At 72.8% G+C, this 4215-nt stretch carries 5 protein-coding genes and 1 pseudogene; 4 read left to right on the forward strand and 2 right to left on the reverse strand.

Translation table 11 applies throughout. From position 1 onward, the window contains the following. The 4 genes from ACFTZL_RS41895 to ACFTZL_RS41910 form a co-directional block, all read left to right on the forward strand. Window positions 1–1318, forward strand: a 1318-nt coding sequence (locus ACFTZL_RS41895; protein WP_382594964.1) for a CynX/NimT family MFS transporter, incomplete at its 5' end; no start/stop codon positions are given. A gap of 67 nt (window positions 1319–1385) precedes the next feature. After that, window positions 1386–1502 carry an SGM_5486 family transporter-associated protein gene (locus tag ACFTZL_RS41900; protein ID WP_104779641.1) on the forward strand — a complete coding sequence of 39 codons (117 nt, stop codon included), beginning with the start codon at window positions 1386–1388 and terminating at the stop codon, window positions 1500–1502. 167 nt (window positions 1503–1669) lie between these two features. Continuing rightward, the gene (locus ACFTZL_RS41905) at window positions 1670–1876 is read left to right on the forward strand and encodes a hypothetical protein (protein WP_382594967.1); all 207 of its coding nucleotides are present in this window, start codon (window positions 1670–1672) and stop codon (window positions 1874–1876) included. Between the two features lie 65 nt (window positions 1877–1941). Further along, window positions 1942–2460, forward strand: a complete 519-nt coding sequence (locus tag ACFTZL_RS41910; RefSeq protein ID WP_382594970.1) for a SixA phosphatase family protein — start codon at window positions 1942–1944, stop codon at window positions 2458–2460. Window positions 2461–2533: 73 nt separating this feature from the next. Here ACFTZL_RS41910 and serB read toward each other — a convergent pair whose 3' ends face one another. Continuing rightward, window positions 2534–3748, reverse strand: a complete 1215-nt coding sequence (gene serB / locus ACFTZL_RS41915) for a phosphoserine phosphatase SerB (protein ID WP_189730215.1) — start codon at window positions 3746–3748, stop codon at window positions 2534–2536. Window positions 3749–3890: 142 nt separating this feature from the next. After that, a pseudogene (locus ACFTZL_RS41920) lies at window positions 3891–4215 on the reverse strand (hypothetical protein); the annotation flags it as partial.

The raw sequence follows: 4215 nt of genomic DNA on the forward strand, positions 1-4215 counted from the left end.
CACGCGCGCGTGGCCGGCACGGCTGCTCGTCCTCGGCATCGTGTTGTCCGCCCTGAACCTCCGGCCCGCCATCACCAGCCTCGGCGCCCTCCTGGAGGAGGTCCGCGACGGGCTCGGCATGAGCGGCAGCGTGGCCGGACTGCTCACCTCCGTGCCGCCGCTGTGCTTCGCCGTCTTCGGCGTCATGGCCCCGCGGCTCGCCCGCCGCTTCGGAGCGGGCGCCGTGGTGTGCGCCGGCATGGTCGCCATCGCCACCGGCCTGGCGATCCGGCCCTACGCCGGCGGCACGGCCGGCTTCCTGGCCGCCAGTGCCCTCGCCCTCATGGGCATCGCGGTCAGCAACGTCCTGATGCCGGCCATCGTCAAGCAGTGGTTCCCCGACCGCGTCGGCTCCATGACCGGCCTGTACTCCATGGCGCTGGCCCTGGGCACGTCCCTCGCGGCCGCGATCACGGTGCCCGTGTCCGACGCGCTGGCCGGCGGCTGGCAGTCCGGCCTGGCCCTGTGGGCGGGGCTCGCCGTGGCGGCGATCCTGCCGTGGCTGCCGTTCGTACGGGGGCGCGCGGCGGCGTCCGGGCCGGGGCGGCGGGCCGACGGCGACGGGGCGACGCGGGATCCCGGGAACCCGGCCTCCGTTCGGACGGAAGCCGGGCGCGAGGACCGGTCGGAAGCGGGGCGAGAGAAGACCTCGGCCCCCGCCGCGTCGGACCCCGCGCGCGGGGAGGCGCCGCGGCTGCGGATCACCCGGAGCCGTACCGCCTGGGCGCTGGCCGTCTTCTTCGGGCTCCAGGCCACCGCCGCCTACATCACGATGGGCTGGATGGCGCAGATCTTCCGGGACGCCGGTGTGGCCGCCGGCACCGCAGGGCTGCTGCTGGCACTCACCATGGCGATGGGCGTGCCCCTGGCCTTCGTCATACCCCGCCTGGCCACGCGGCTGCCGCACCAGGGCCCGATCGTGCTCGCCCTGGGCGTCTGCGGCCTCGCCGGCTACGCCGGGCTGTATCTCGCGCCGGCCGGCGGCGCCTGGGCCTGGGCCCTGCTGCTCGGCGTCGCGAACTGCGCCTTCCCCCTCGCCCTCACCATGGTCGGCATGCGGGCCAGGACCGGCCCGGGCGTGGCCCAGCTCTCGGCGTTCGCGCAGAGCACCGGCTACCTCATCTCCATCCCGGGACCGCTCCTGGTGGGCGTCCTCTACCAGCACAGCGGCGGCTGGGGCCTGCCGATCACGCTGATGAGCGCCCTGATGATCCCGCAGATGGCCGTCGGCTGGCTGGCGGGCCGCAACCGCACGGTGGAGGACGAGGCGGACCGCTGAACCGGCCGCGTCGCGTCGGCCTCACCCCGGAGCGTGCCGCGCTCGGGGTGAGTGCGACACTTGCCGCATGCCAGTGCTCGATCCGAATCCCCAGCATGGTCAGAAGAAGATGCTGCTCGTGTTCGGCGCATTCTTCGCGATCTTCATCGTCATCGCCGTCATCGCGACGCTCGCCTCGCCGTGACCGGCCCCGGCCTCGCCGATGGTGGGGCTAGCCCCCCTGTCCCCTAGGGGGTGAGGGTCAGGGTCAAGTGGGTGGGTCACCGGATGGGTTGGCTGCCGCGGATTCCGTAACTTCGAGGTGTGGCCGTGAGACGGGGGCCACCGGCCACTCGAAGAGCGGAGGCACCCATGTCGGCCCCTACGCAGACCCCGCCCCACCCGGCGACCCGGTCCGGCGCCGACAGCCGGCTTCCCTGGTGGGCCCTGGCCCTGCCGGCGCTTCTCTTCACCGCGCTGCTCGTCCTGATCCTGAACCCGTCCGAGGCCCACGCGGCCGCCGGTGACCCCGTGGTCACCCACCTCTTCGAGCGACTGCAGCAGCTCACAGCCCGCTGAGCACGGCCGAAGCCGGTGGTCAACTCCTGGCGCCCCATGGCGTGTTTCATGCGAAGCTGGATCTCATGAGCGTCGCAGAACCCCGCACGATTGTCCTCTTCCGCCATGCGAAAGCCGACTGGCCACAGGTGACCGATCACGAGCGTCCGCTTGCCGACCGGGGCCGAAAAGAAGCGGCGGAGGCCGGGCGCAGGCTGGCCGACACCGGCCTCCCCGTCGACCTGGCCCTGTGCTCCACCGCGGTCCGGACCCGGGAGACCTGGAAGCTCGCCGTCCATGAGTTCCCGCATCGGCCGAAAACCGTCTACGAAGAGCGGATCTACGAGGCCTCGCCGGGCGAACTGATCGCCGTGCTCAACGAGACCCCCGACGACGTGCAGAACGTCCTCATGATCGGCCACAACCCGGGCATCCAGGGTCTCGCCGACGTCCTGGCGGGCTCGGCCGAGGACGACGCCCGCGAGCGGATGGACCGCCGGGGGTTCCCGGCCGCCGCCTTCGCCGTCCTGTCGTTCACCGGCTCGTGGAAGAGCGTGGAGCCGGGCGCGGCCGCGCTGCGGGACTACTGGGCGCCGACCGAGTGACCGTCTCCGCGTGACAGTGGGGCCGTGACAGGGGGCCCGGCACGGGTACGGTGCCGGGCCCCTCCTGCCTGCTTCAGACCGTGTCGAGGGTGTCCGCCGCCTCGACCTCTTCGCGCGTGACGCCCAGCAGGTACAGGACCGTGTCCAGGAACGGGAAGTTCACCGCGGTGTGCGCGGCCTCGCGCACCACCGGCTTGGCATTGAAGGCGACGCCCAGACCGGCCGCGTTCAGCATGTCCAGGTCGTTCGCACCGTCACCGATCGCCACGGTCTGCGACAGCGGCACGCCCGCCTCCGCCGCGAACCGGCGCAGCAGCCGGGCCTTGCCCGCGCGGTCGACGATCTCGCCGGTGACCTTGCCCGTCAGCCTGCCGTCGACGATCTCCAGCGTGTTGGCGTGGGCGAAGTCCAGCCCCAGCCGCTCCTTCAGATCGTCGGTGACCTGGGTGAACCCGCCCGAGACCACACCGACTTGGTAGCCGAGCCGCTTCAGCGTACGGATCAGGGTGCGGGCGCCCGGCGTCAGCCGCACCTCGCTGCGCACCTTGTCCACCACCGAGGCGTCCAGCCCCTCCAGCAGCGCCACGCGCGCGTGCAGGGACTGCTCGAAGTCCAGCTCCCCGCGCATCGCGGCCGCCGTCACCTCGGCGACCTTGTCCTCGCAGCCGGCGTGCGCGGCGAACAGTTCGATGACCTCGTCCTGGATGAGCGTCGAGTCGACGTCCATGACGACCAGGCGCTGCGCACGCCGGTACAGACCGGCGGCGACGACCGCGACGTCGATGCCGAGCTTCGCCGCGTCGGGTGCCAGGGCGGTGCGCAGCGGCTCGGTCTCCACGCCGGACACGGCGAACTCGACCGCGGTCACGGGGTACTTGGCGAGCCGGAAGATACGGTCGATGTTGCCGCCGGTCCTGGTGATCCGCGCGGTGACCGCGGCGGTCGCCTCCGAGGTGAGCGGATGCCCGAGCACGGTGACCAGGGAGCGGCCCAGTCCGCGCGGCCGGTTGTCGCCGAGGCCGGAGATGATCTCCGCCTGCATCTTCATCGACTCGGCCCAGCTGTGGACGGTCGCCCGCAGATCTCCCTCGAGACCGGGGGGCGGCTCGGTCACGAGCGCGCACAGCACCATCCGGCCACGGGTGACGACCTGCTCGATGTCGACGACGTCGACGGAGTAGGCGGCGAGAGTGTCGAAGAGGCCGGCCGTGATGCCCGGCCTGTCCTTGCCGAAGATCTTGACAAGGAGGGTGGGGACGTCAGAGGACGAGGTCTGCGATGCGCTCATGGTGGTTCCACCGTATCGGGCAGGCAGGTCACACCGCCCGTGAGGTCCGGCTGGCGGACAGCGAACACTGGGTGTCGTGTCGATGGCGTGAATCTTGCGTACCGGTATGGAGTGCCTCCGCTTCCGGAGGCCCCGGGAATCTCTACGGATCTCCGGGGAGCTCCGGGGACCACCTTCCGCCGCGCGGTTTCCGCGGCGGCGGGGGAGGAGGCGGGGGCGGTGGCCCGTCGTCCGGCCGGGCCGGCGGCCCGTTCCCGCCCCGCGGCCCGGGCGGCTGGCGGGGGCCCCGCGGAGGGGGCCCGACCGGCCGCGCCACGGTGGGCGCGCCGTACACGTCGCCGTTCCCGGGCTCGGTGGCCGCCGCGTCCGACCGCTCTTCGTCCTGCCGGCCCCGGCGCGCGTCGCCGGGCCGCGCGTCCTCCGGTTCCCGCAGTTCGTCCGGCACGCGAAGGTACGGATTGGTGGCC

The sequence above is a fragment of the Streptomyces sp. NPDC056948 genome, assembly GCF_042674225.1.
In the GTDB taxonomy this organism is placed as follows: domain Bacteria; phylum Actinomycetota; class Actinomycetes; order Streptomycetales; family Streptomycetaceae; genus Streptomyces; species Streptomyces purpurascens.